This window comes from Serratia sp. KG1D (genome assembly GCF_037150675.1).
Taxonomy (GTDB): domain Bacteria; phylum Pseudomonadota; class Gammaproteobacteria; order Enterobacterales; family Enterobacteriaceae; genus Serratia; species Serratia nematodiphila.
The window spans coordinates 278434-302757 of sequence record NZ_JBAGIH010000003.1; the positions used below are offsets into that span (position 1 = coordinate 278434).

20 protein-coding genes are annotated in these 24324 nt (G+C 61.4%); 6 read left to right on the forward strand and 14 right to left on the reverse strand.

Annotation, left to right across the window (positions count from 1 at the left end):
* Positions 1 to 24 precede the first annotated feature (24 nt).
* Together WFM45_RS16430 and WFM45_RS16435 are read right to left on the reverse strand one after the other, a co-directional pair.
* Entirely contained in the window at positions 25 to 957 is a 933-nt protein-coding gene (locus WFM45_RS16430; RefSeq protein ID WP_033632069.1) for a PfkB family carbohydrate kinase, read from the reverse strand.
* Positions 954 to 2351, reverse strand: a complete 1398-nt coding sequence (locus WFM45_RS16435; protein ID WP_004937281.1) for a purine-cytosine permease family protein — start codon at positions 2349 to 2351, stop codon at positions 954 to 956. Before WFM45_RS16435 ends, WFM45_RS16430 begins: the two co-directional genes overlap by 4 nt.
* A 658-nt stretch (positions 2352 to 3009) precedes the next feature.
* Between WFM45_RS16435 and WFM45_RS16440 the strand changes: the two genes are divergently transcribed.
* Together WFM45_RS16440 and WFM45_RS16445 are read left to right on the forward strand one after the other, a co-directional pair.
* Positions 3010 to 3744, forward strand: a complete 735-nt coding sequence (locus tag WFM45_RS16440; protein ID WP_336956461.1) for a GntR family transcriptional regulator — start codon at positions 3010 to 3012, stop codon at positions 3742 to 3744.
* An 80-nt stretch (positions 3745 to 3824) separates the two neighbouring features.
* Entirely contained in the window at positions 3825 to 5993 is a 2169-nt protein-coding gene (locus tag WFM45_RS16445; protein ID WP_004937285.1) for a YgiQ family radical SAM protein, read from the forward strand.
* Positions 5994 to 6056: 63 nt separating this feature from the next.
* On the opposite strand, the gene WFM45_RS16450 is transcribed toward WFM45_RS16445, so the two are convergent.
* The 3 genes from WFM45_RS16450 to yqhD all read right to left on the reverse strand — a co-directional run bounded on the left by WFM45_RS16450 (position 6057) and on the right by yqhD (position 9077).
* A complete protein-coding gene (locus tag WFM45_RS16450; protein WP_004937286.1) occupies positions 6057 to 6662 on the reverse strand; it encodes a transglycosylase SLT domain-containing protein in 606 nt (201 codons plus the stop codon).
* A 141-nt stretch (positions 6663 to 6803) separates the two neighbouring features.
* Positions 6804 to 7628, reverse strand: coding sequence for a 2,5-didehydrogluconate reductase DkgA (gene dkgA, locus WFM45_RS16455; protein WP_004937289.1), 825 nt, complete (start codon positions 7626 to 7628; stop codon positions 6804 to 6806).
* A gap of 285 nt (positions 7629 to 7913) precedes the next feature.
* Positions 7914 to 9077: an alcohol dehydrogenase gene (gene yqhD / locus WFM45_RS16460; protein ID WP_015379073.1), complete on the reverse strand. Its 1164-nt coding sequence runs from the start codon at positions 9075 to 9077 to the stop codon at positions 7914 to 7916.
* Between the two features lie 226 nt (positions 9078 to 9303).
* Here yqhD and WFM45_RS16465 point away from each other — a divergent pair, with 226 nt between their 5' ends.
* The gene (locus WFM45_RS16465) at positions 9304 to 10191 is read left to right on the forward strand and encodes an AraC family transcriptional regulator (RefSeq protein ID WP_250133193.1); all 888 of its coding nucleotides are present in this window, start codon (positions 9304 to 9306) and stop codon (positions 10189 to 10191) included.
* A gap of 7 nt (positions 10192 to 10198) precedes the next feature.
* Here WFM45_RS16465 and WFM45_RS16470 read toward each other — a convergent pair whose 3' ends face one another.
* Positions 10199 to 11227: a zinc-dependent alcohol dehydrogenase family protein gene (locus WFM45_RS16470; RefSeq protein ID WP_336956463.1), complete on the reverse strand. Its 1029-nt coding sequence runs from the start codon at positions 11225 to 11227 to the stop codon at positions 10199 to 10201.
* 108 nt (positions 11228 to 11335) lie between these two features.
* Between WFM45_RS16470 and WFM45_RS16475 the strand changes: the two genes are divergently transcribed.
* Entirely contained in the window at positions 11336 to 12256 is a 921-nt protein-coding gene (locus WFM45_RS16475) for a LysR family transcriptional regulator (protein WP_033632074.1), read from the forward strand.
* 10 nt (positions 12257 to 12266) lie between these two features.
* On the opposite strand, the gene WFM45_RS16480 is transcribed toward WFM45_RS16475, so the two are convergent.
* Both WFM45_RS16480 and metC read right to left on the reverse strand, forming a co-directional pair.
* On the reverse strand, positions 12267 to 12929 hold the full coding sequence (locus WFM45_RS16480) for a DedA family protein (RefSeq protein WP_004937300.1): 663 nt from the start codon (positions 12927 to 12929) through the stop codon (positions 12267 to 12269).
* Positions 12930 to 13074: 145 nt separating this feature from the next.
* Positions 13075 to 14271 (reverse strand): cystathionine beta-lyase, encoded by a 1197-nt coding sequence (metC, locus tag WFM45_RS16485; protein ID WP_033632075.1) that lies wholly within the window; start codon positions 14269 to 14271, stop codon positions 13075 to 13077.
* Between the two features lie 431 nt (positions 14272 to 14702).
* Between metC and exbB the strand changes: the two genes are divergently transcribed.
* Together exbB and exbD are read left to right on the forward strand one after the other, a co-directional pair.
* The gene (gene exbB, locus WFM45_RS16490; RefSeq protein ID WP_004937304.1) at positions 14703 to 15683 is read left to right on the forward strand and encodes a tol-pal system-associated acyl-CoA thioesterase; all 981 of its coding nucleotides are present in this window, start codon (positions 14703 to 14705) and stop codon (positions 15681 to 15683) included.
* 3 nt (positions 15684 to 15686) lie between these two features.
* Positions 15687 to 16109: a TonB system transport protein ExbD gene (gene exbD, locus WFM45_RS16495; protein WP_004937307.1), complete on the forward strand. Its 423-nt coding sequence runs from the start codon at positions 15687 to 15689 to the stop codon at positions 16107 to 16109.
* Positions 16110 to 16166: 57 nt separating this feature from the next.
* Here exbD and WFM45_RS16500 read toward each other — a convergent pair whose 3' ends face one another.
* The 6 genes from WFM45_RS16500 to abgT all read right to left on the reverse strand — a co-directional run bounded on the left by WFM45_RS16500 (position 16167) and on the right by abgT (position 24310).
* A complete protein-coding gene (locus WFM45_RS16500; RefSeq protein ID WP_015379068.1) occupies positions 16167 to 17210 on the reverse strand; it encodes a LacI family DNA-binding transcriptional regulator in 1044 nt (347 codons plus the stop codon).
* Between the two features lie 21 nt (positions 17211 to 17231).
* A complete protein-coding gene (locus WFM45_RS16505; protein ID WP_336956677.1) occupies positions 17232 to 18641 on the reverse strand; it encodes a sucrose-6-phosphate hydrolase in 1410 nt (469 codons plus the stop codon).
* Positions 18641 to 20011, reverse strand: coding sequence for a sucrose-specific PTS transporter subunit IIBC (locus WFM45_RS16510; protein WP_336956467.1), 1371 nt, complete (start codon positions 20009 to 20011; stop codon positions 18641 to 18643). Before WFM45_RS16510 ends, WFM45_RS16505 begins: the two co-directional genes overlap by 1 nt.
* Before the next feature lie 63 nt (positions 20012 to 20074).
* Entirely contained in the window at positions 20075 to 21484 is a 1410-nt protein-coding gene (locus tag WFM45_RS16515; RefSeq protein ID WP_336956678.1) for a carbohydrate porin, read from the reverse strand.
* A 194-nt stretch (positions 21485 to 21678) separates the two neighbouring features.
* Positions 21679 to 22605, reverse strand: a complete 927-nt coding sequence (locus tag WFM45_RS16520) for an aminoimidazole riboside kinase (RefSeq protein ID WP_336956469.1) — start codon at positions 22603 to 22605, stop codon at positions 21679 to 21681.
* Between the two features lie 178 nt (positions 22606 to 22783).
* Positions 22784 to 24310: a p-aminobenzoyl-glutamate transporter gene (gene abgT, locus WFM45_RS16525; RefSeq protein WP_004937321.1), complete on the reverse strand. Its 1527-nt coding sequence runs from the start codon at positions 24308 to 24310 to the stop codon at positions 22784 to 22786.
* Positions 24311 to 24324: the final 14 nt, after the last annotated feature.

A 24324-nucleotide genomic window follows, 5' to 3' on the forward strand; every position in this document is an offset into this window, starting at 1 on the left:
GCGGCTTTGCTGCGCCCTGAAACGTCAGGCCTGCGGGAAGCGCTGCTGCAGCTGCTGCTGGTCCGGCGGATTGGCGGCCCCGAGGCTGGCCACCACGCAAGCGGCGACCCGGTTGGCCAGATCGACCGCCTGCGGCAGCGGCCAGCCGGCGGACAGGCCCGCCAGCAAACCGGCGCAGTGGGCATCGCCCGCGCCGATGGTGTCAACGACCTCTACCGGATAGGCCGGAACGTGCAGCGGCGGCGTGCGGCCGTCGCAGATCCACGCGCCGTCGCGATCCAGGCGGCAAATCAGCGTCAGATTACGGGCGGCGGCATAGCGCTGTGCGGCCTCCACGGCGTCGCCGGCGCCGCACAGCGTGGCCACTTCGTCGCGGTTGAGCGTCAGCAGGGTGTGGCTGTCGCTGAGCATGGCGAAGAAATCTTCGCTGAGCTGGGCGATGCGCGGGCCGGGATCGATCAGGCGCGGTTGGTCGAACGGCATGCGCGTCAGCCACTCGCGCAGCGCTTCGCCGTTTTCGCCGGCCAGCTCGTAGCCGCTGGCGTAGATCAGCGTGTGTTCCGTCAGCGGCAGGGTCGCCAGCTGCGCTTTATTCCATTGGCTTTCGCAACCGGAAACCGTGATAAAGGTGCGTTCGCCGTCCGGTTCCACCAGCGCCAGGCACCAGCCGTTGTCCATCTGGCCGTGGCGCAACAGCACCTCCAGCCCCAGTTCGCCCATGGCGGCTTCGATCGCCGCGCCCCATTCGCCGTTGCCGACCGGCATACCGTTGATCACCGGAACTTCAAGGCGCGTCAGCGCGCGCGCTACGTTGAACGCGCAGCCGCCGATTTGCCGCGCCTGCGGCTGGGCTTCGATATCTTCGCCGCTGGTCGGCAGGCGGGGCAGCGTCATCACCAGATCGCCGACCGCGCCCCCCATCACCAGGACAGGTGTTACAGCTTCCCACTCATTCATTGATGTTCTCTGCGTTGGGTCAGGTACAGACCGTAAGCGATCAGACTCACCGCAAACGACACAAACAGCCCCAGGCTGGAGTCGGCGAACAAGCCTTTGGCCAGCGGGCCGTCGATAAAACCGGTTTTGGTGACCAGCAGGCCGCACAGGGCGCCGAGGAACCAGCAGAACAGCGGGGCTTTGCGCACGCCGCGGTTCTGGCCATGCAGGCCGTACAAAGCGTTGCCATCATACCCGTGGCGGCGGCGCAGGCACAGGTAATCGAGCAGGAAAATCGCCTCCCAGGCCGCCAGGAACACCCCGCAGAACACCAGGAAGGAGATGAACGGCCCCATGAAATCGCCGGAGATGAACAGGACATACAGGGCGATACCCAACACCACCACGGCGTCGATCGATACCGCCAGCCACTGTTTGACCTGCACGCCGATGGTCAGCAGGTTAAGGCTGGCGGAATACAGGCTGAGCACCGCGATGGTGACGATGCCGGCGGTGGCGGCCAGCAGATAAGGGATGGCCATCCAGGCGGGCAGCACCGAGCCTATCAGCGCGATGGGGTTGGCGGCGCTGGCCAGATCGGGGAGCTGCACGGAAAGCAGAATACCGGCCAGCATCAGCAGCATTAGCGGCAAACAGGCACCGCCCATCACCGCGGCGAAAATGCCTTTGCTCGACGAGCTCGGGCTTTGATAGCGGCTGTAATCGGCGCCGGCGATTGCCCAGCTGATGCCGGTGCCGGCGGCGATCACCGATACCGCCGGCAGGAAACCGGTCAGCCAGCTGCCGGAAGGCAGCGCCAGCACCTGGCTCCACTCGGTATTGAACAGGATATAGAGCACCACAATCAGCGTCATGGTGCCGAAGATGCGGCTGAACCAGCTTTGCATCCAGACCACGGTATTTTGCCCCAGCAGGCTGACGACGACAGTGAGCCCGCCGAACAGCAGCAGGCTGAGCGCGGTCAGCAGGTGGCTGGTTCCCAGTCCGAAGGCCTCGAACAGCGCCGCCAGCGTCAGGGTGCCGGTGATCACGTTGACCGCTTCCCAGCCCATCAGGTTGATCCAACTGAACAGGGTGGGCGCCACGTTGCCCTTCAGCCCGAAAATCACCCGCGAGAGCGTCAGCGTAGAGGTGCGCCCGCGCTTGCCGGCGAAGCTGGTGAGGCCGACCAGCACGAAGCTGGCGACGCCGACCAGCGCGGCGAGTACCGATTGCAGAAAGGATAAGCCGAAGCCGACGATGATGGCGCCGTACACCACGCCGAGAATACCGATATTGGCCGCCGACCAGATCCAAAACAGCTCGATGGGCTTACCGGTCTGTTCCGCGTCCGGCACCCGGTCGATACCGGTGCTTTCTACCTTCCATGCTTCATTGCGATTGATATCGGTCATAGCAAATGATCCCTGTTGCGCAGGGCCGCGAGGGCCGCCGCAGTTGACTGAAAATCGATTCCGTAGGCGCGGTTGAGGCCGGCTATCCCGTTGTCGGTGAAGACGCCGATTCCGCGCAGTGTGTAGCGGCTGATGCCGCCGGGTCTGTCAAAATGAGGGCGGTATCCGCCTTATCGGGTGAGGCACGTTGGCCGCACGGCGCCAATGAGTGTAGTCAAAGAGTGGGTCTGCAGCGGGGTTTGGCGAAGCGGGAACCTTTCTATTTGCCGACATCGATCCGGTTCGCCCACCGCGAGGGGATCCTGTGATGCGGCGATGAGCAGTGAGCAGGCTATCCATTAGCTATGTTGCTTATTCTCGGCCGTTTGTGCTGACAGTATAGGCCCGCTACCGGCCATCAAGGGTATCCTTTAGGGCTGGCAGCGGGTTTTTTATTGTTTTTAAAGTGGGTCCCTGGTGTTGGTGCGATTGATGTATCAACATCAATAAGCACAGATTACGCGCGATCTAGATCCAATGAAAGTCCATTAGGCAAAAATTGTGATGCCACTCTGAAAACATTAGCGATATTTTAGTTAAGGTGAGGGGCTTATCGCCGGATCGGCGATAGGATAAAAAACGAAATCCAGACAAATGGCATAGGTAAGAGGGCGGGCGAATGACGGATTTTATGGCCTGGCTGCGTGGCCATCTGACCCAGGGGGCGGTAGCGCCGCGTTATATTCAGCTGGCGACGGCGATAGAAACTGCGATCAGGCAGCAGGTGTTGGCGGCGGAGGCATTTCTGCCGCCGGAACGGCAGATGGCGGAAGGTTTGGCGCTGTCGCGCGTCACCGTCAGCAAGGCGATGAAGCTGCTGGAGGAGAAGGGGCTGATTTCGCGGCAGCAGGGCGTTGGCACCCGCGTGGCGATGCGCATCGGCTATTCCCTCGATAAGGACAGCGGGTTTACCGCTCAGGCGCTGCGTCATGGCAGCCGCGTCAGCAATCGATGGTTGCTGCGCACCCTAGTCGGCGCGCCGGCCAAGGCCGCGGCGGCGTTGGGGCTGGCGGAGGGGGATGAAGTGATCAAACTGCGGCGGTTACGCTTGCTGAACGGCAGCCCGGTCTCGCTGGAAACCACCTATATACCCCCGCGCTTCTTGCCCGAACCGGCGGAGCTGGAACACTCGCTGTATGCGTTATGGCAATCGCGCGGCATCGTGCCGGAGGATAAACACTTTCTGTTGAAGGCGGTGTCCTGCAGCGACGAGGTCGCCGAACTGCTCAACGTGCCGTGCGGCGCGCCGTTGTTGCACATCATCCAAACCAGCCGCAACGCTCAGGGTGAGGCGCTGGAGTTCAGCGATATCTTGTGCCGCAGCGACGTTTATGAATTCGAAGTGAACGGTTAGCGAAATAACCATGCTCTTTTTGCTGCTAGTGCGTATAATCGCCGCCCGGCGATTAATTAACCTGTAAAAAGAGCAGCAGAATGAGCACCACCAGCCTGATCCAACCCGATCGTGAACTGTTTTCCTATAAGCCTTATTGGGCCGAATGTTTTGGCACCGCGCCGTTTTTACCGATGTCGCGGGCAGAGATGGATCAACTGGGCTGGGACAGCTGCGACGTGATCATCATCAGCGGCGACGCCTATGTCGATCACCCAAGCTTCGGCATGGCGATCATCGGCCGCATGCTGGAAGCGCAGGGCTTTCGCGTCGGCATCATCGCGCAGCCGGACTGGAGCAATAAAGAAGACTTCATGCGGTTGGGGAAACCGAACCTGTTCTTCGGCATCACCGCCGGCAACATGGACTCGATGATCAACCGCTATACCGCCGATCGCAAACTGCGCCACGACGATGCCTATACCGCCGGCAACGTCGGCGGCAAGCGGCCGGATCGCGCCACCCTGGTCTACAGCCAGCGCTGCAAAGAAGCCTATAAAGACGTGCCGATCGTGCTGGGCGGCATTGAAGCCAGTCTGCGGCGCATCGCCCACTACGATTACTGGTCGGATACCGTGCGCCGCTCGGTGCTGGTGGACTCCAAAGCCGACATGCTGATCTACGGCAACGGCGAGCGTCCGCTGGTGGAAGTGGCGCACCGTCTGGCCGCCGGTGAGAAGATCGGCGATATCCACGATATCCGCAATACTGCGGTGATGCGCAAAGAAGCGCTGCCGGGTTGGAGCGGCGTGGATTCCACCCGCCTCGACAAGCCGGGCCGCATCGAACCTATCCCGAACCCGTACGGCGAGGATCTGCCGTGCGCCGACGGCGCCAAGCCGAAAGAGCCGGAAGCCAAACCTGTCACCGTGCGCGCCGCCAAACCGAAGCCGTGGGAGAAGACCTACGTGCTGCTGCCGTCCTTCGAGAAAGTGAAGGGCGACAAGGTGCTGTATGCGCACACCTCGCGCATTTTGCACCATGAAACCAACCCAGGCTGCGCCCGCGCGCTGATGCAGAAACACGGTGACCGTTATGTGTGGATCAACCCGCCGGCGATCCCGCTGACCACGCCGGAGATGGACAGCGTCTTCGCCCTGCCTTATCAACGCGTACCGCACCCGTCCTACGGCCAGGATCGCATTCCGGCCTATGACATGATCCGTTTCTCGGTGAACATCATGCGCGGTTGCTACGGCGGCTGTTCGTTCTGTTCGATCACCGAGCACGAAGGGCGCATCATCCAGAGCCGTTCGGAAGATTCGATCGTTCGCGAAATCGAAGAGATCCGTGACAAGGTGCCGGGCTTTACCGGTGTGATCTCCGATCTGGGCGGCCCGACCGCCAACATGTACATGCTGCGTTGCACCAACCCGCGCGCTGAGCAGACCTGCCGCCGCGCCTCGTGCGTGTATCCGGAGATCTGCACCTACATGGATACCAACCACGAGCCGACCATCAAGCTTTACCGCCGCGCGCGTTCTCTGGAGGGCATCAAGAAGATCCTGATCGCTTCCGGGGTACGTTACGATCTGGCGGTGGAAGATCCGCGCTATATCAAGGAACTGGCGACCCACCACGTCGGCGGCTATCTGAAGATCGCGCCGGAGCACACCGAAGAAGGCCCGTTGTCGAAGATGATGAAACCGGGCATGGGCAGTTACGATCGCTTCAAGCAGCTGTTTGATCACTATTCGAAGCTGGCGGGTAAAGAGCAGTACCTGATCCCATACTTTATCTCGTCGCACCCGGGCACCCGTGATGAAGACATGGTGAACCTGGCGCTGTGGCTGAAGAAGAACCGTTTCCGCCTCGATCAGGTGCAGAACTTCTATCCTTCGCCGATGGCCAACTCCACCACCATGTATTACAGCGGCAAAAACCCGCTGAGCAAGGTGGGGTACAAGAGCGAAGACGTGGTGGTGCCGCGCGGCGATCGCCAGCGCCGCCTGCATAAGGCGCTGCTGCGTTACCACGATCCGGCCAACTGGGCGCTGATCCGCGCCGCGCTGGAAGAGATGGGCCTGAAGCACCTGATCGGCAGCCGCCGCGATTGTCTGGTGCCGGCGCCGAGCATCGACGAGCAGCGCGAAGCGAAACGCCTGCAGCGCCATACCCGGCCGGCGCTGACCAAACATACCGATATCAATCGGCAGCGCACGCCGTCCAACCGGCCGCCGCGCAAACCGATTCGCAAAGCCAAGCCGTAACGGCCGCACCGCGTGCGTAAACAAAAAGGAGAACCCTCGGGTTCTCCTTTTTACTTTTGAGCGTCACAGCTGCTCGTAGGCGGCTTCCACTTTCATCAAATGGCGCGGCGCCTGCGGCGCGGGATGGTATTTGCGTACGTGCCAGTTAAAGGCCTCCGGTGACAGGTTGTTGATCATCGCGATCGCCTGCTGACGGTTGCTGGAGAAGGTGCGCAGCAGCGCGCCGGTGCCGTTGACGTAGGCGATGATGGTGGCGTAGCGCAGCGTGACGGGATTGGCGATCCCTTTAAGCTGTTGTTTTTGCAAGGTGGCCAGATAGGCGGCGCCAAGATCGATATTGGTGTCGGGATCCCGCAGGTCATCGTCGTCCGGGCAGCCGCGTTTGCCTTTGTAGCGATAGGCATCGCAGCCGGCGGTATCGGCTTTCAGCTGCATCAGGCCGATCGCATTGGATCTGCTCACTGCGGAAGGATTGAAGCCGGACTCCACCTGGATCATGGCGGTGATCAGCTTGGCGTCCACGCCGTATTCGCTGGCGGCGTCTTTGATGGCGCTGTCGAAGGCGTGGCGATCGTAGCTGACGCGCTGTTTCTTGCCGGCGCAACCCGCCAGCACCAGCATGATGCAAAGCATGCCCAGCCGTGACCCGTGTGAGAAAGAGAATTTCATGGTGCTCCGTGCTTGTCTGTTTTTTTAACGGCGTGAACCGGCGGCCGGAGCCTCCGGCGTCGTCATCATAACGTCAGGCGGCGCAAAGGAGCAATGTGCGGGAAGGAAAAGCCCCCTCCGGCCGGAGAGGGCTTGAGGGGGTTACAGGGTATCCGGATCCGGCCCCAGGCGGTTGCCGACATCCAGCTTGGCGATCTCGCCCAGCTCGTCCTTATCGAGTTTGAAATCAAATACCTCGAAGTTTTCGCGGATACGCGACGGCGTGACCGATTTCGGGATGACGATAAGCCCGCTGTCCAGGTGCCAGCGCACCACAATCTGCGCCGGGGTTTTCTCGTATTTCTCGGCCAGCGCCTTGATCAGCGGCTGGTCGAACACGCCTTCACCGCCTTGCGCCAGCGGGCTCCAGGATTCGGTGGCGATATGGTGCGTGGCGTTCCAGGCGCGCAGCTGGCGCTGTTGCAGCAGCGGGTGCAGCTCTATCTGGTTGACGACCGGCGCCACGTTGGTTTCATCCAGCAGGCGCTGCAGGTGCGGCGTATGGAAGTTGCAAACGCCGATGCTTTTCACCAGGCCTTGCTCGCGCAGTTTGATCAGTTCGCGCCAGGCGGAGACGTATTGATCCTGCTGCGGGCGCGGCCAGTGGATAAGATACAGATCCACATAGTCCAGCTTGAGTTTTTCCAGGCTGGTTTCCAGCGCCGCCAGCGGATCGCCCTGATCGTCGTTCCACAGCTTGGTGGTGATGAACAGGTCGCTGCGCGGCAGCGAGCTGGACTGCAGCGCGGCGCCGACGCCTTCCTCGTTCTTGTAGATCGCGGCGGTGTCGATGGAGCGGTAACCGATCTCCAGCGCTTTGCTCACCGCGCGGGTGGTCTCTTCAATACTCGCCTGCCAAACGCCGAGACCCAACTGCGGCATCAGATTACCATCGTGGAGTTTGATGATGGGTTGTTGCGTTGTCATGCGCATCTCCTTGTGTACGGATTGCGGCGCCTGCGGCGCCGAAACGGCTATAGATAAATTCTAGTTGGCAAAATGGGCGGTTGCCGGGTTTGCCAGCCTAATTTCAGCGGTGGCGGGAGGGCTATTTTCTCCCCGCTCTCCCTGCGAATGAGCGGTAAGACGAGTGGTGCGAAACGATCGGCGGCGCTGAAGCGCCCGACTGCGCCCGGTGATCGGCCGGGCGCAGGATGCGGCGAAAAATGGCTGGCGGAGACTAAAGCCTAGCAAAAAATCGCCGTTTTGCGATTAACGCGCCGCTTCATAAATGCGGCGGCTGACGTCCAGGGTGATGTCCTGATGCTCCCCCAGGGCGGTCATGCCGTGCTGATGGAGCTTGTCGAGCAGCGCCGGAATGCTGCTGCCGTCGAGCTGATAATCCGCCATGCGGGTCGGCACGCCCATCTGCTCGAAGAAGGCGCGGGTGGCGGCGATGGCGCCGTCGATACGGCTGTCTTCGCTGCCTTCGCGCAGGCCCCAGACGCGGTCAGCGTACTGCAGCAGTTTTTCGCGCTTCTGCGCTTTCTTCTCGTGCAGCAGCGCCGGCAGCACGATGGCCAGCGTTTGCGCGTGGTCGAGATCGTGCATGGCGGTCAGCTCATGGCCCAGCATGTGGGTCGCCCAGTCCTGCGGCACGCCTGCGCCGATCAGGCCGTTCAGCGCCATGGTGGCGCTCCACATCACGTTGGCGCGCACCGCATAGTTCTCCGGCTCGGCCAGCGCGCGCGGGCCGTCTTCCAGCAGGGTCAACAGCAGGCCTTCGGCGAAGCGATCCTGCACTTTGGCGTCGACCGGATAGGTCAGATACTGCTCCAGGGTGTGCACGAAGGCGTCGACCACGCCGTTGGCGATCTGGCGCGGCGGCAGCGAGTAGGTCACCACCGGATCCAGCACGGCGAAGCGCGGCTGCACCAGCGGTGAGAAGAAGTGCTGCTTGTCGCCGCTGCTTTTGCGGGTGATCACCGCGCCGCTGTTGGACTCGGAGCCGGTGGCCGGCAGCGTCAGCACGCAGCCCATCGGCACCGCGTCGGCGATGTGGCTGCCGACGGTCTGCAGAATGTGCCAGGCGTCGCTGCTGGCGGTATAACGGGCGGCGGCGGCGATGAACTTGGTGCCGTCAACCACCGAACCGCCACCGACCGCCAGCAGGAAATCGATGTTTTCCGCTTTCACCACCTCGACCGCTTTCATCAGCGTTTCGTAGGTCGGGTTCGGCTCGATGCCGGAGAACTCCCGCACGTCGCGGCCGGCCAGCGCGCTATGCACCTGATCCAGCACGCCGTTTTTCTTCACGCTGCCGCCACCGTAGGTGATCAGGATGCGCGCGTCCGCCGGGATTTGGCTGGCCACTTCGGCAATTTGCTCCTTGCCGAACAGGATTTTGGTTGGGGTATGCAAAATGAAGTTGTGCATGGTTGATTTCTCTCTTTCAGTCAGGCGGGCGCCAAAGCGGCGCAAAGGTGTCTGGCCCGTATTGTCAGGAACCGGGCGGCAACGCACAATGCACATTTCTGTTTGGTTCTTGCCTATTCCTACAAGTCAGTGTAGAAATGGCGAGTTTTAAGTTATGATTTATGCCGAATCGTTCTGACTGTAAGAGGGTATTTCCGTGATTGAAATCGATGCGCTGCGCAGCCGCATGGCGCGCCAGGCGATGACTATCGCCAGCGGCAACGGCTACACGCCGTCGCCGGTGCCGCGGGTGAAGATTTTGTATGTCGATCGCCACAGCCCGCGTCAGCCGGTGATGTATGAACCGGGGATCGTCATCGTTTTTCAGGGCCACAAGGTCGGTTATTGCGGCAATAAGAAGTTCCAATACGATCCGCGCAACTACCTGCTGATGACGGTGCCGCTGCCGTTTGAATGCGAAACCTTCGCCAGCCCGGAACTGCCGCTGGTTGGATTGGCGGTCAATATCGATACCCAAATGCTGCAGGACTTGCTGATCGACATCGGCGATGACGACTACCTGATGCAACCGCGGGCGGAGAGCAACGGGGTGAACCTGGCGGAAATGACGGAAGAGTTGCTGTGCGCCACCGAGCGTCTGCTGGACGTGATGGCCAATCCGCTCGACGCCCGGGTGCTTGGGCCGCAGATCGTACGGGAGATTCTCTATTATGTGCTGCGCGGCGCCTGCGGCGCCTCGCTGCAGGAGCTGGTGAATCGCCATACCCACTTCAGCCAGATCGCCAAGGCGCTGCGGCGCATAGAAAATCAGTATGCTGACAATCTCAACGTCGAGCAGTTGGCCAGCGAGGTCAACATGAGCGTCTCGGCGTTCCATCACAACTTCAAGGCGGTAACCAACACTTCGCCGCTGCAGTACGTGAAGTCGTACCGGCTGCATAAGGCGCGCCTGTTGATGGTTCATGACGGTCTGAAGGCCAGCACGGCGGCGATCCGCGTCGGCTACGAAAGCGCGTCGCAGTTCAGCCGCGAGTTCAAACGGCTGTTCGGCATGACGCCGAGCGATGAAGTCGCCCGGCTGCGCGAGGCCAACCCGCTGCTGCTGGAGGGCTGAGCCGCGTTTATGGGGTTAAGACGATCTTGCCGAATGGCCCGCGATCGAGGTGATCCAACGCCTGCGACAGCTGATCGAAGCGGTATACCTGGTCGATCACCGGCTGCAGGTTGACGGCGTCCACGGCGCGCACCAGGTCTTCCAGCGCGCGGCGGTGGCCGACGCCGATGCCCTGAATCACTGCGGATTTTAATAGCAGTGGGCCGGCGGGAGCGGAAATCTCGTTGCCTTCCAGGATGCCGATTACCGAGATGCGTCCTCCCACCGCCACGGCGCGCACCGAGTTGCCGAGGTTGGTGCCGCCGACGGTGTCGATCACATGGTCGATGCCGCGATCCTGCGTCAGCGCATAAATCGCCTCCACCCAATCGCCGTCCAGCCGGTTGATGCCATGATTGGCGCCCAATGCCAGGGCTCGCGCCAGCTTTTCATCGCTGCCGGAGGTGACATAGACCTCCGCGCCGTGGGCTTTGGCGATCTGCAGCGCGAACAGCGCTACGCCGCCGGTGCCTTGCACCAATACCGAGTCGCCGGCGCGCAGTCTGCCTTGCTCCACCAGTGCGAACCAGGCGGTCAGCCCGGCGCACGGCAGGGTGCTGGCCTGGACGTCGTCCAGCGACGCCGGCGCCGCTACCAGCCAGTCTTCATGCACAATCACGTATTCCGCCAGCACGCCCTGATAAAAACCGCCGAGGGTGTGGTAAGGCACCCGGCGCGCATCGCCGTAGGGTTTTTGCTCGCCGTCGAGCCAACCGGGGCTGAAGGTGGAAATGACGCGCGCGCCGGGCTGAAAGCGGCTGACGCCGGGGCCGATGGCATCGACCTCGCCGGCCATGTCCGAGGCGGGCGTGAACGGCTGCGGCAGCGTGAGCCCCATACCGCTTTCTATCATCAGTTTGTCACGGTAATTGAGTGAGATAGCCTTCACTTTCACTCTGATTTCGTGCGGACCCGGCTGTGGGATGGCGCTTGCGCTCAGCTGCAGGTGCTCACGTCCCAGGGCGCTCATCGTCCAGCGTTGCATTGTATTGGTCATGATGTTCTCCAAAGTCAGCGATTAACAGACCTGCCGATAATATCGTTGATGAAGGTTCGCCAGTGGCGATAAGATTTCCGCAGATTGTTTCTTTCAGAGCGACAAATCATGAGCGATCGGTTGAGCGGTATTTCGGTATTCGTTACCGCCGTGGAGGCGGGCAGTTTTGCAGTGGCGGCCAGTCGGCTGCATCTTTCGCGTTCGGCGGTCGGCAAAACTATCGCCCGGTTGGAGCAGCGGCTGGGGGTGCGGCTGTTTCATCGCACCACGCGCAGCCAGAGCCTGACCGACGACGGTGCGCTGTTCTACGAGCGCTGCCTGCGGGCGCTGGAGGAGATCCGCAGCGCGGAAACGCTGCTGGAGTCGGGCAAGCGGCAGGTCAGCGGCCGGCTGCGGGTGTCGATGCCGGTGCTGTTTGGCCGCATGTGCATTGCGCCGCTGCTGACCGAACTGACGCGCGAGCATCCCGGCCTGGAGCTGGAGCTGTCGTTCAGCGATCGGGTGGTTGACCTGATTGAGGACGGCTTCGATATGGCGATCCGCAACGGTACGCTGGCTAACAGCAGCGGCTTGGTGGCGCGCCGAATCGGCGATCACCGTATGACGCTGTGCGCCTCGCCGGCCTATCTGCAGCGGTGCGGCGAACCGCACAGCATCGAGCAACTGGCGCAGCATGAGGCGGTGACCTATATGCGCGCCGGCGCACGGCGCAGCTGGCTGGTATTGGATAGCGACGGCAAGCCGCAGGACGTGATGCCGAATAACCGGCTGCAAATGGACGACCTGCAGGCCATTGCGGATGCGGCGACGGCGGGTTTCGGCATCGCCTGGCTGCCGTGCTGGCTGGTGCGTGAGCAGTTGTTGAGCGGGGCGCTGGTGCGCTTGCTGCGCGATCGGCCGGGCGCCGCCTTTGAAGCGCATGCGGTGTGGCCGCACACGCCTCACCTGCCGCTGAAGGTGCGGCTGGCGGTGGATACGCTGGTAAGCAAACTGCCTGCCAGTCTGGCGTTGGTCGAGAAGGCGCTGTAGCGCGCCCGATTCAGGAAGAGGCGGCGCGTTTTTTACGCCAGATCACCAGCATGGCGCCCAGCAGGCCGACAAACAGCAGCAGCAGCGGCAGCAGCATCAGGCCGGTCATCACCTGGCTTTCGTAGCGTTTCACCAGAGGGATTTGGCTGAACGCGTAGCCGAGGCCGACCAGCGCGCAGACCCAGATCGCCGCGCTCAGCCAGTTGAACACCTGGAAGCGCGAGCTGTTGAGCCCGGAAATGCCGGCCATGGTCGGCAGCAGGGTGCGCACGAAACCGAGGAAGCGGCCGATCAGCAGCGCCGTCAGCCCGTGGCGGTTGAACAGGTTGTGCGCGCGCTGGTGGTACTGTGCCGGCAGTTGCAGCAGCCAGCTCTTCACCAGGCCGGTGTGGCCCAGCCAGCGGCCCTGGATATAGCTCAGCCAGCAGCCGAGACCGGCGGCGGCGGTCAGAATCAGCAGAGTGGGGGCAAAGCCCATCACGCCTTTGGCGATCAGCGCGCCCGACAGCAGCAGCAGGCTGTCACCGGGAAGGAAGGAGGCGGGCAGCAGTCCGTTTTCCAAAAACAGAGTGGTGAAAAGTACGGCGTAAACCACCCAAATTACGCTTGGATCGGCGAGGGCGATAAAGTCCTGCTGCCAAAGCGCATGAATAATCTCTCGTAATACATCCATTTTATGTCCTGTTGCATGCCGGTTGCGCCCGGGGTCACGTTCTCCAGGATGCGGCGGGTACCGTATCTGACAGTTACCCGGTTAGTGTACCGCTAATAGCTTAAGCCGACATTAAACGAGACGAAGAAAATTACCGGAATCCGCCTTAGCGCACGCCGTTGAGGCGATCGAAGCCGGCCGCCAGATCGGCGATCAGGTCTTCGACGTTCTCCAGGCCGATATGCAACCGCACCAGCGTGCCGGAAAAATCGACGCCGCCCGCCGGGCGGATCGCTTCCAGTTCTTCCGGCTGGTTGGCCAGGATCAGCGACTCGAAGCCGCCCCAGGAGTAGGCCATGCTGAAGTGGCTGAAGTTATCCAGGTAAGCGGCCAACTGCGTATCGTCCAGCCGTTCCTTCAGCACGAAAGAGAACAGCCCGTTGCAGCCGCTGAAGTCGCGGCGGTAGAACTCGTGGCCCTTGCAGCTCGGTAGGGCCGGATGATTGACCGTCGCCACCTCCGGCCGCGCCGCCAGCCAGTTGGCGACCTCGATGCTGCTGCGTTCGTGCTGCTTCAGCCGCACGCTCAGGGTTCGCAGGCCGCGGCTCGCCATGTAGGCGGTGTCGGCATCCACCATCTGCCCCATCAGATAGGAGTACTCGCGCAGTTGATCCCAACAGCGCGCGTTGGCGACGGCGGTACCAAGCATGTAATCAGAATGGCCGATCAGGTATTTGGTGCCGGCCTGAATAGAAATGTCGATGTCGAAATCCAGCGCCTTGAACAGCACGCCCGCCGCCCAGGTGTTGTCGATCATGATCACCACGTCCGGCGCCACGGCGCGAATGGCCTGCACCATCGCCGGAATGTCCTGCACTTCCAGGGTGATGGAACCGGGGGATTCCAGGAACACCACGCGGGTATTGGGCTGGATCAGTTTGGCGATGTCTGCGCCGATCAGCGGATCGAAATAGGTGGTGCTGACGTTCATGCGGCCGAGGATATGGGTGCAGAAATCCTGGGTCGGTTCGTACGCAGAGCCGGTGACCAGCAGGTGATCGCCGGCGCCGACGAACGACAGGATCGCATTGGCCACCGCCGCCGCGCCGCAGGGGTACAGCACGCAGCCGGCGCCGCCCTCCAGCTCCACCATCGCATCCTGCAGGGCGAAGTGGGTCAGGGTGCCGCGTCGGCCGTAAAACAGCTCGCCGTGGGCGCGTTGCGCGGTGGCGTGTTTTTTGGCAGCGACGGAGTCGAAGACCAAAGAAGAGGCGCGTTGCGTGACGGGATTGACGGAGCCCTGGGTGTAGCGTTTGCCGCGGCCGGCGCCGATCAGCGCGGTTTCGATATGTTTTGACGTCATGGTACCTGGCTCACCTCTGGTTGCTCTGCACGTGCCCGTTTACGATAGCCCTTACGTTAACATGAGTTAATATAGCCATCCAGACGTTTTAACTTCCAGATATAGAAACGGCTATAATTGTCTGTCGGGCGTGCATTTCTCGCCTCATCCTTCTGCCGTGGTGCGAGAGAGAAGCCCATTCATCGGTCAAGACGCCGTTCGGCAGCGTGGCGTTGTTGCGTCGTTGTGGAAGAAAAGTAACGAAATCACCCTATAAAAGGGGCATTTGGCGGTGAACGGACACAGATTGGCGCTTTGTAACGGGGCTGGCTAAAATTTTCTCGTTTATTTGGTAAATAATAATGAGAACCACTATCAATCCCCGGTTGGTTTGATATGATCGCACGCTGAATTATTCCTTAATTTTGATCGGTAATGGGTGGAGGCACAGCGTGAAAACGGCTGGCAAGAATTTAAATCAAGGATCGTTCGGCCAGGGCCGGGCGCAGTGGGGCAAGGCCTTCGGCCGCAGCCTGATGGCATCTATGGTGCTGGTCGTAGGGCTGGCCGGCAGCGCGCAGGCCGCGCCGGCGAGCAATCCGGCCGTTGCCGAAAGCGTTGCGCCGACCACCGCGCCTGCACCTGCTGCAGCCGCCGCGCCGGAGAGCATCACGCCGGTGAACCCGGCGCCAACGATCCAGCCACCGGAAACCCGCGGCATGGACCTGTCCGTTTGGGGCATGTACCAGCACGCCGACGCGGTGGTGAAAGCGGTAATGATCGGCCTGGTGCTGGCCTCGATCGTGACCTGGACCATTCTGTTCTCCAAAGGCAGCGAACTGCTGCGCGCCAAGCGCCGTCTGCGCCGCGAACAGCTGGCGCTGGCCGAAGCGCGCTCGCTGGATGAAGCCTCCGAACTGGCGCAAAACTTCGGTCCGGAGAGCGTCAGCGCGGTATTGCTGAACGACGCGCAAAATGAGCTGGAGTTGTCTGCGGAATCCAACGACAACAACGGCATCAAAGAGCGCACCGGCTTCCGTCTCGAGCGCCGCGTGGCGGCCTACAGCCGCAACATGGGCCGCGGCAACGGTTTCTTGGCCACCATCGGCGCCATCTCGCCGTTCGTCGGTCTGTTCGGCACCGTGTGGGGCATCATGAACAGCTTCATCGGCATCGCCCATTCGCAGACCACCAACCTGGCGGTTGTGGCGCCGGGCATCGCGGAAGCGCTGCTGGCGACCGCGCTGGGCCTGGTCGCAGCGATCCCTGCCGTCGTTATCTACAACATCTTCGCCCGCGTCATCAGCGGCCACCGCGCGCAGGTGGGCGACGTGGCGGCGCAGGTCTTGCTGCTGCAGGGCCGTGATTTGGATCTGGCCGCGACGGCGGAAGCCAAGCGCTCACAGCACGCACATCAACTGCGGGCGGGGTGAGTCATGGCGATGCGCTTAAATGAAGATCTGGACGACAGCGGCGAACTGCATGAAATCAACGTGACGCCGTTTATCGACGTCATGTTGGTGCTGTTGATCATCTTTATGGTGGCCGCGCCGCTGGCAACGGTAGATATCCGCGTCGATCTGCCGGCCTCCTCCGCCAAGCCGCAGCCGCGGCCGGAAAAACCGGTGTTCCTGTCGGTGAAGGCCGACAAACAGCTCTACGTCGGCGATCAGCCGGTGAATGCCGATCAGTTGACTTCGGTGCTGGATCAACGCACCCAGGCTAACAAAGAAACCACCATCTTCTTCCAGGCGGACAAGAGCGTGGACTATGAAACGCTGATGAGCGTGATGGACACCCTGCGTAAAGCCGGCTACCTGAAAGTGGGGTTGGTGGGCATGGAAGGCGCCGCCAAATAGCGGGCTGATGAAACAGAAAAGGGCGCTTCGGCGCCCTTTTTTACTGGTTCAGAGATATCACTCTTCGGCCAACAAAGCCCGGGAACCGGCATGGCGCCAGCGGATACGGCCCGGCAGATAAAGCGCGTTCTGTTCCAGAGGCCGCTCGTCGATCAGTGCGGTGACTTGGTCGAAGCTATGTTGCGCCAACGCCCGGCAGTCCTGTGCGACCGTATCGATCTTCAGCGTCATGCAGTCGAACAGGTAGTGATCGTCGAAGCTGCACAGGTGGATGTCGCTCTCCATCAGCTGATGTTGAGTCAGATAACGCAATACCCCTTCCAACAGGCCGCAGGCGGCGGTAAACAGCGCTTTGGGTGGCCGCCCCAGCTGTGCGCAAAGCTGAGCGAACATCTCGTAACCTGAGCTGGGGTGATAGTTGCCGTTGATGATCCATTCCGGTTTGCACTCGATGCCGGCGCGCTGCAGGCCAAGCTGGAAACCGGCCAGGCGATCGCGGGTCGGCGAAATGCGCGGCTGCCCGCCGAGAAAATAGATCTCGTCCGGATGTTGGCGCGCGACCTTTTCCACCAGGTCGGCGGTCGAGTTGACCGAATCGGTGATCACCAGCGGCAGTTCGGAACCGGCGATCAGACGGTCCATCTGCACCACCGGCAGTCCGACATTGATCTTCTGGTATTCCGCGTCGTTTAGCTGGCTGGAGGCGACAATCAAGCCGTCGACCTGCCGCTGCACCAGACTGTTCACCGCCATCATCTCCTGCGCCGGGTTTTCATCGGTGCAGGCGATCAACAGCTGCAGGCCGGCTTCGCGGCACAGCGTTTCCAGCTCGCGCGAAATCACCGCAAAACCGTAGTTGGTCATCTCCGGCACTACCAACCCCAGCGTGTGGCTGCGGTTGGAGCGCAAAGAGCGGGCGTGGATGCTGGGCTGATAATGGTGTTCGTGCGCCAGCGCCAGAATGCGATCGCGGGTGTCGTCGGACACCCGGTATTCCTTGCTGCGGCCGTTCAGCACCAGGCTGGCGGTCGATTTCGACACCCCGGCCAGCGTGGCGATGTCACTGATGGTAATGCGTTTATTTTTTTTCACTGACGCCATCTGAAGTCATCGGAGGATGCGTCATTCTAGCATGCATGGCGCCAGCGGCCAGTATTCCAACGCCAGCGGCGCGCTCCCGCACAGCCGCAGTTGCGGCTCACCCGCCGGGAAGTAGCGTGCGCTCATCACCGCCTCGCCGTGGTTGATGAAAATCTCCACGCTGGAACGATCGAACAGCAGTTGCAGATGCGTGACCGGGCCGTGCCAGTAACGGTGCTCCGGCCGGCCGTCGGTCAGGGAAGCGCGCGTCAGCCGCAGCCTTTCGCCGTCCCAGTTCAGCGTCATCGCGTCGCCAAAGGTTGCGTTGAACGGGCCCTGCGGCGTCAATTGCAGCTCCGCGGCCCCCAGCGCATAGGCGGGGGCGTTATCGGCGCGGCCTTGCCAGCCTGCTCGCTCACCGCGCAGCTGTTGCAGCTCGCGCGCCGGGCGCTGGTGGAGGCGGCCATGCCGCAGCGACAGTTCGCGCGGGCAGGTCATGGTGTGGATCCAGCCGTAACGGCGCGTCGGATGGGCTTCTTCATCTTGCTCGGGCACGCCCATCCAGCCGAACAGCAGGCGGCGGCCATCTTCCGCCAACGTCGTCTGCGGCGCGTAGAACTCGAAGCCGGCGTCCAGCTCGCGGAATTCGCCGTGGCTGAAGGCCGCCTGCCGGTAATCCAGCTTGCCGAGCAGATAACCGGCCTGATAACGGTTGAGATAGCGTTCCGGCTGCGGCGTCAGCCCCTGCGGACAGCAGATCAACACCTCGTCGCCGTCCAACGAGAACAGGTCCGGACACTCCCACATGTAGCCGAATTCCTCTAAGCCGTTCAGGCCGGAACCGGCGATCTCTCCCAGCGCTTGCCAGTCGCGCAGATCGCTGGAACGAAACAGCAGCACCTTGCCGCGATCCTGCAGGTCACGCGCGCCGAGCACCATGTACCAGCCATTTTGATGACGCCACACTTTCGGATCGCGTACGTGACCGCTGTAGCCCTCCGGCAGCGGCAGCACCGGCCCAAGTTTGCGATATTCGCCCCGTTCGCTTTCCTGAGCCAGGCATTGGTAAGCGGTGCGTGAGCCGTCTGGGAATTTCACGTTGCCGGTGTAGATCAGCGTGATTTTGCCTTCCGCCACCACCGCCGAGCCGGAGTAACAGCCGTGGCTGTCGTAACAGGCGCCGGGCGCCAGGGCGATTGGCTGGTGCTCCCAACGCAGCAAATCAGCCGACTGCCAGTGTCCCCAGCATTTGTTGCGATGGTCGCAACCCAGAGGATTCCACTGATAAAACAGATGATAAACGCCGTTGTGCTGGATAAAGCCGTTGGGATCGTTCAGCAGGCCAACGCTGGGTGCCAGATGCCAGTCCGGTCGGTGCGGATCGCGCAGCGCGAGCGGCTGGCCGTTCATGACCGCCCGCAGTGCCTGTTTGATTAAGCTGAGTTCTTCCATCATTGCGCGTCCGTTTTGTATTTCAGCAGTAGGGAGAGGACAAAGGCGCTGCCAAACGCGATCGCCAGACCGATGATATAGCTGACCAGAGAACTGGCCTGCACGATCGCCATGCCGGGGATCGCCGTCAGCCCGACCGCGTTCATGCCGACATGGTTGGCCACCACCCAGGCGCCGCCGAGCGCGCCGCCCGCCAGCGCCGCCAGAAACGGTTTCACGAAGCGCAGGTTGATGCCAAACAGCGCCGCCTCGGTGATGCCGAGCATGGCGGAAAAGGCCGAAGGCACCGCAATGGCTTTGATTTTGGCGTCGCGGGTTTTGAAATAGACCGCCAGGCAGGCGCCGCCTTGAGCGATGTTGGCCATCGACCAGATCGGCAGCAGGAAGTTGACGCCGATATTGGGGTTGCCGAGCAGCCCGGCTTCTACCGCGTGGAAACTGTGGTGGATGCCGGTGATGACGATAGCGGAATAGAGGCCGCCGAACAGCAGCCCGGCTAGCCACCCCGCATGAGCAATCAGCGTGCTGAGCACGAAGGAGATGCCATCGCCCAGCGCGCGGCCGGCGGGGCCGATAAACAGCAGGGCGACAAAGCCTGAGATCACCACCGTCAGGAACGGCGTCAGGATCAGATCGAGCGCGTTGGGGATCACCTTGCGCAGCCGTTTTTCCAACAGGCTCATGAACCACACCGTCAGCAGCACCGGGAATACCGTGCCCTGGTAGCCGATCATGGCGATGTCCAGACCGAAGAAGTTCATGGTGTGGAACCCTCCGGCGACGCCCCAGGCATTGGTCAGCGCCGGATGCGTCAAAATGCCGCCGAGCGTGGCGCCCAGATAGGGATTGCCGCCGAATTCGCGTGCGGCGGTGAAGCCGATCAGAATCGGCAGAATAATGAACGCCGCCGAGCTGAACATATCCAACATGATGAACAACGCGCTGTTGGCATCGACCCAGCCGTAGGTTTTCACCATGCCGAGCAGCCCCATCAACAGGCCGGAAGCGACGATCGCCGGGATGATAGGCACGAAGATGTTCGACAGCAGGCGGGCGATGCGCTGCAGCGGGTTGAGCTTTTTCGCCGCGATATCGGCGGCTTCGGCCTTGCTGGATTCGCTGACGCCCGCCGCCTTGATGAATTCCGCATGCACCTTGTTGACCAGCCCGGTGCCGAAGATCACCTGGATCTGACCGGCGTTGCTGAAGCAGCCTTTGACGCCGTCCAGTTTGCCGATGGCCTCTTTGTCCACCTTGCTGTCGTCCACCAGCACCAGGCGCAGGCGCGTGGCGCAGTGGGCGGCGCTGGCGATGTTCTCTTTACCGCCGAGCAGCGGCAACAGCGCGTTGGCGGTTGCGGTAATGTCCATGTTGTCCCCTTGCTAAATAAAAATGCCGCCGCGCCGTTTGCGGCGCAGCGCCGTGAATCGATGTCAGAAGAAATACTTGAATCTGGCGCGCATGCCGTAACGCTGGTCGTTGTCGCCATTGGCGATCTTGCTGTCGGCGTTGGCTTCCAGCAGCGACATATAGGCGCCTAAATACAGGTTGAAATTCTTCATATTCATAATGTTAGGTATCTGATACGACGCATGAACGGTGTGGATGTCGTAGTTGCCCGGTTCGCTGAGCGGGTTGTGGATATCGGCGGCGATCCCGGCGGTATTGAACTCTTTGATGTTGTTGTGCGCATAGATATAACCCAGTTCGAAGCGCCGCCACAGCACGTTGACGCCGGCGGTCAAGTCTTGCTCGCCTGACGCATCCAGGTAGGCGGTGCTCAGGTTGGCCACCACGCCGTTGTCCGGATCGGCGGCGCTGTTGTTCCAGCTCATCGTCATGCCGTAGCCGTTGCGCTTGGATTGATCGACGAAGCGGCCCTGGCTGTCCTGATAGCCGTAGGCGTTATTCACCACGTTGCTTTCCATCGCCGCCGCGATGCTGAAGGCGTCTTTCTTCCAGGCGATCACCGGGCGCAAATAGGCGACGTTTTTCTTATTTTCCAGCGCATTGCCGTGGTAGCTGTTGTCCTGGAACAGCGAGGTGCCGTCTTCCACCAGCGTGTTCAGTTCGAAATAGACATCCCCGGCGTATTTGCTCAGCATCAGGTTGCCGCCGCTGCTGCTGCGGCCGCGGCCTTCTTTCATCATATAGATATAGCCGAAGCCGTCGGCGTACAGGTCGTTGGCGGTATTGCCGGAGTATTGAATGAAGGTGTCCTGATTCAGCGGGAACATGTCGTAGGCTTCGAAGCGGCCGATTTTGGTTTGCCAGTTCTTTTCATTGCCGAAGAAGAAAGCGGCGTCGTCCAGGTTCATTTTGCCGCTCATGTCCGCCAGCGGCTGGACGCTGAAGCCGGAGAAGTTACCGTCCGGATTGCGGCGGTAGCCGTCCAGCCCGACCAGAATGCGGCCGTTGATGTCCCAGCGCTCTTTGTTGCCGGGTTTCCAGTCCTTGTGGTCGCTGCCTTTCAACGACGTCAGCTGGCCGCTGCGGCTGGCGCCGTCCAGGTTGAACTCCACGTCGCCATACAGTTTCAGATCGTTGAAACCGTTCAGTTTCAGCGCGCTGGTCGGAGAGGATTGCGTTTCCAGCGTGGCGGCGCGCTGCGCGACCTGCGCGGTTTGTCTTTCGGTGCTGGCGGTGCGCTGTTCCAGCTGTTGCGCCCGGCGTTCCGCCGCCGTGGCGCGAGTTTCAGCCTGAGCGGCGCGCCGTTCCGCCTGCGCCAGACGTTGTTCCAGCGCGTTGAGACGCGCCTCGATACTGTCGCCGCCCGAGGCCGCTGCGGCAGACGTGGAGAGGAAAAGCCCTGTTGTTATCGCCAAATAGCTGAGTTTTTTCATCATCGTCTATCATCCGGGAAGGGTTGTTATTATTTTTTGCTAAATTGCTAAACCGGTTTTTCATGGCGAAAGATAGCGATCGAGAAGCGGACTGGCAATCAAGTTTGCTAACCCGATTCAGCTATTGTGATCGAGTACGCAAATCGCGGGTTAAAAGACCACGGCGCTAAGGGGAGCGCCGTGGATGCAGAGAATCAACGCAGGAAAGTAGCCAACTCGTCGGCGCGGGGCAGGGCGGTCATAGCGCCCTTGGCGGTGGTGGCCAGCGCGCCGCAGGCCTGCGCCTGGGCGATAACCGCCGGCCACTGCGCTTCCTGAGGTAATTCGTGAAGGCGTGCCAGCGCCGCTAACAGCCCGGCGACGAAGGCGTCGCCGGCGCCGGTGGTATCGACCGGCACGACAGGCGTTGCGCGGAAATGACGCAGACGATGCCCATCGTGTACGCAGACGCCGTCGCCGCCCAGTGTCACCAGCAACAGGCGCAGCGGATAGGTTTGTATCATCCAGCGCATGGCGTTCTCCAGCTCGTCAAGATGGCTGATGAAAGCCAGCTCTTCGCGCGACAGTTTCACCACGTCCGCCAGCAGCAGCGCCTTTTGCAGGCAGGGGCGCAGCGCTTCCGGCTGGCGCCAGACTTCTTCGCGGATGTTGGGATCGAAACTGACCCGGCCGCCGACTGCCCGCATGCGTTCCATCGCCGTAAAGGCCGCACTGCGGCTGGGCTCCTGCGACAGCGCGATGGAGCAGAGGTGCAGCCATTCGCCCCGCTGGAAAGCCGGCAGATCGTCGGGCTGCAAAAACAGATCGGCGCTGGGCTGCACCATAAACGTGAATGAGCGCTCACCCTGAAGATCGAGATCCACCACCACCGTGGAGGTGTGGTGTTCGGGATCCGGCCGCATATGGCCGATATCCACCCCTTCATCGCTCAGCACCTGCTGTAGAAAGGCGCCGAAGCTGTCTTGCCCCACCCGGCCGATAAAGGCGCTGTCGCCGCCCAAGCGGGCGATACCCACCGCCACGTTCGCCGGCGCGCCGCCGGGGCATTTGAGATAACCGTTGGCATTTTCCGGCACCAGGTCGATCACGGCGTCGCCCAGTACCCATACGCGATTCATCATGCTTAATCCCTGTTTTTGTCGTTGTCAGATGGTGAGCTAAAATAGAAGAACCGGTTTAGCAAGGCAATGAAATAATCCTCAGAGCCGCTTGGTCAGTGAGGAAGATCAATCTTTCTGCTGGGCTTGGGGAGAAGGGGATCTGCCCCGCGAACCGGCGCGGGGCGAGATAGCGGGGCGTTTAGCCCAGCTTCGGATAGACGCCGGGACCGATTGGCAAGCCTAGCGCATACCAGACCAGCAGCAGCAAAATCCACACGCTGAAGAACACCAAAGGATAGGGCAGGATCAGCACGTAATAGGTGCCGAGCTGCGCGTCTTTGCGGTAGCGCTGCAGGAAGCCGAGGAACAGCGGCAGGAACGGCGACATCGGCGCCAGCGGCAGCACCGCAGAGTCGGCGATGCGGAAGATCATCTGGGCGAACGCCGGGTGGAAACCGAGCAGCATAAACATCGGCACGAAGATCGGCGCCAAAATTGACCAGATCGCCGAGCCGCTGGCGATGAACATGCACAGGAAGGCGGAGAGGAACATCAGGCCGAGAAATGCCGGTGCGCCGCTCATGCCGGCGGCTTCCAGCATATCGGTCAGGCCGACGGCCATAAACTTGCCCATGTTGCTCCAGTTAAAGAACGCCACGAACTGCGACAGTGGAAACACCATCACGATGAAACCCGCCATGCTTTTCATCGGATCGAGCAAGTGGTGGGGAATATCGTCCGGCCGCCGGATCTGTTTGGTGACGACGCCATAGGTAATGGCGACGGTGAAGAAGAACAGGATGATGATCGGCACAATACCCTTGATGAACGGGGAAGGGATCACCGAACCGGTGTTCGGGTCACGCAGCGGCGCGGCCTCCGGCACCACCAGAGCGGCGATGATGGCGATAAACACCAGCGCGGCGATGCCGCTCATCATCAGCCCCCGGTTCTGCAGCGGGGTCAGCGCTGCGATTTTGTCTTCGGCGCCGCCTTGCCACTTCGGCAGACGGGGCTCGATAAACTTGTCGGTGAGCAGCGCGCCGGCGATGGTCAGCACGATCACGGAGGTGGCCATAAAGTACCAGTTGTCGATCACGCTGACGTGAACCGCGCCGTCCACCGCTTTGGTGGCTTCGGTGCTGATGCCGGAAAGCAATACGTCGGTGGTGACGATCAACAGGTTGGCGGTAAAGCCGGAGGCGACGCCGGCGATCGCCGCCAGCAGCCCGGCTATCGGGTGGCGGCCCACTGCGATAAACATCAGCGCGCCGAGCGGCGGCATCACCACCAGCGCAGCGTCCGACGATATATGGCTGAAGAAGGCGATAAACAGCACCATATAGCTGGCGTAGCGGGCGCTGACGCGCGAGGCCATTTTGTACATCAGCGCCTGCAGCAGGCCGACCTTTTCCGCCAGGCCGGCGCCTATCACCAGCGCCAAAATAGCCCCCAGCGGCGCAAAGCTGCTGAAGTTATGGATGATATTGGGAAATATCCACTGCATGCCCGCCACGCTCATCAGGTTATTCACCTTGATGAGCTCGCCGGTGGCCGGATTTTTCACCGCCACATCGAGCCAGGAAAACAGCGCGGTGGCCAGCATAAGCACCAGGATCAAATAGACGAACAGTAAAAACGGATTGGGGATCTTATTGCCGATGCGTTCCACCCAGTAAAAAACGCGTCCGGGGCTTTTATTGATTGGCGTTGTGGCCTCACTCATGATTTTACCCTCTG

Coding starts and splice junctions, on each gene's coding strand:
- WFM45_RS16505 (WP_336956677.1), bottom strand. CDS start 18,641: ATGGAAGAACTCAGCTTAATCAAACAGGCACTGCGGGCGGTCATGAAC.
- WFM45_RS16515 (WP_336956678.1), bottom strand. CDS start 21,484: ATGAAAAAACTCAGCTATTTGGCGATAACAACAGGGCTTTTCCTCTCC.
- WFM45_RS16500 (WP_015379068.1), bottom strand. CDS start 17,210: ATGGCGTCAGTGAAAAAAAATAAACGCATTACCATCAGTGACATCGCC.
- WFM45_RS16440 (WP_336956461.1), top strand. CDS start 3,010: ATGACGGATTTTATGGCCTGGCTGCGTGGCCATCTGACCCAGGGGGCG.
- WFM45_RS16465 (WP_250133193.1), top strand. CDS start 9,304: ATGGCGCGCCAGGCGATGACTATCGCCAGCGGCAACGGCTACACGCCG.
- WFM45_RS16450 (WP_004937286.1), bottom strand. CDS start 6,662: ATGAAATTCTCTTTCTCACACGGGTCACGGCTGGGCATGCTTTGCATC.
- yqhD (WP_015379073.1), bottom strand. CDS start 9,077: ATGCACAACTTCATTTTGCATACCCCAACCAAAATCCTGTTCGGCAAG.
- WFM45_RS16445 (WP_004937285.1), top strand. CDS start 3,825: ATGAGCACCACCAGCCTGATCCAACCCGATCGTGAACTGTTTTCCTAT.
- WFM45_RS16435 (WP_004937281.1), bottom strand. CDS start 2,351: ATGACCGATATCAATCGCAATGAAGCATGGAAGGTAGAAAGCACCGGT.
- WFM45_RS16470 (WP_336956463.1), bottom strand. CDS start 11,227: ATGACCAATACAATGCAACGCTGGACGATGAGCGCCCTGGGACGTGAG.
- exbD (WP_004937307.1), top strand. CDS start 15,687: ATGGCGATGCGCTTAAATGAAGATCTGGACGACAGCGGCGAACTGCAT.
- abgT (WP_004937321.1), bottom strand. CDS start 24,310: ATGAGTGAGGCCACAACGCCAATCAATAAAAGCCCCGGACGCGTTTTT.
- WFM45_RS16510 (WP_336956467.1), bottom strand. CDS start 20,011: ATGGACATTACCGCAACCGCCAACGCGCTGTTGCCGCTGCTCGGCGGT.
- WFM45_RS16475 (WP_033632074.1), top strand. CDS start 11,336: ATGAGCGATCGGTTGAGCGGTATTTCGGTATTCGTTACCGCCGTGGAG.
- metC (WP_033632075.1), bottom strand. CDS start 14,271: ATGACGTCAAAACATATCGAAACCGCGCTGATCGGCGCCGGCCGCGGC.
- dkgA (WP_004937289.1), bottom strand. CDS start 7,628: ATGACAACGCAACAACCCATCATCAAACTCCACGATGGTAATCTGATG.
- WFM45_RS16430 (WP_033632069.1), bottom strand. CDS start 957: ATGAATGAGTGGGAAGCTGTAACACCTGTCCTGGTGATGGGGGGCGCG.
- WFM45_RS16480 (WP_004937300.1), bottom strand. CDS start 12,929: ATGGATGTATTACGAGAGATTATTCATGCGCTTTGGCAGCAGGACTTT.
- WFM45_RS16520 (WP_336956469.1), bottom strand. CDS start 22,605: ATGATGAATCGCGTATGGGTACTGGGCGACGCCGTGATCGACCTGGTG.